This window comes from Mesorhizobium sp. M1428 (assembly GCF_040317515.1).
Taxonomy (GTDB): Bacteria; Pseudomonadota; Alphaproteobacteria; order Rhizobiales; family Rhizobiaceae; genus Mesorhizobium.
In genome coordinates this window covers 1-1,044 of the sequence record NZ_JAMYKT010000074.1, presented here as the reverse complement: position 1 = coordinate 1,044, position 1,044 = coordinate 1, and the positions used below count along the sequence as shown (strand labels likewise).

General features: G+C 58.2%; 1 protein-coding gene. It reads right to left on the bottom strand.

Going from position 1 to position 1,044, the window contains the following annotated elements; all coding sequences use genetic code 11:
* Positions 1 to 988 (bottom strand): IS481 family transposase (locus NKG60_RS32175; protein ID WP_352976695.1); only part of this gene is annotated, 988 nt, incomplete at its 3' end.
* Positions 989 to 1,044: the final 56 nt, after the last annotated feature.

The following is a 1,044-nucleotide window of genomic DNA, read 5'->3' as shown; positions in this document are numbered from 1 at the left end:
TGTTTAGTCCCGGCATTTGCTGGAGCGGATTGAGAGTGAAGCGCTCGGGCTGGGAAGCCCATGCCTTGCAGATGAACTCGTAGGGCGTGAGGCCCTTGAGGGTCTTCAGCCTGCGGCCGAAATTGTAGGCCGCGACGAAGTCGGCAAGATGCCGACGCAGTTGGTCGTGATCGTCGTAATGGAAGCGCTTGACGGTTGCGTCCTTGATGGTCCGGTTCATTCTCTCGACTTGACCGTTGGTCCAGGGGTGCTTTGGCTTTGTGGTTCGATGTTCGATATCGTTCTTGGCACAGGCGTATTCGAAGGCATGAGCCCGGAATATCTCGCCATTTGCGATTGCCTCCTTGATCAGCGGAACGGCCGAACCGCCAGCGCCTGGCGTGGTGAACTGGATGCCGTTGTCGGTGAGAACGGTATGGATCCTGTAGGGGACGGCCGCGATCAGGCGTAGCAGAAACTCTTTGGAAATGGCTGTCGGAGCCTTCTCGTGCAGTTCGACGAAGGCGAACTTCGAGGTTCGGTCGATGGCGACGAACATGTGAAGCTTGCCCTGTTCGGTTCGAACCTCCGCGATATCAATGTGGAAGAAGCCGATCGGATAGGCCTTGAACTTCTTCTTCGCCGGCTTGTCGCCCTCGACATCCGGCAATCGGCCGATGCCGTGGCGCTGCAGACAGCGGTGCAATGAAGAGCGCGTCAGATGCGGGATCGTCGGCTGCAACGCGTAGAGGCAATCGTCGAGCGGCAGCAGCGTGTAGCGGCGGAAGGCCACAATAACGGCCTCTTCTTCGGCAGACAGAACCGTCGATCTCGGCTCCCTGGGGCCGGTGGGCAGATCGGCGGTCGAACTTCGCTTCTTCCACTTCGCGACCGTCTTGGGGTTGATGCCATAGCGCTTCGAAAGCGACCTCAGGCTCGCTTCACTATGTTGTATCGCTCGACGGATCGCCTCTGTCGTTGTGGCGCTCCCATGCAGAACCTGGCCCATAGTGCATCCTTTGATTCGGACGACAATGATGAACCATCAAAGCCTGGGATCAAACA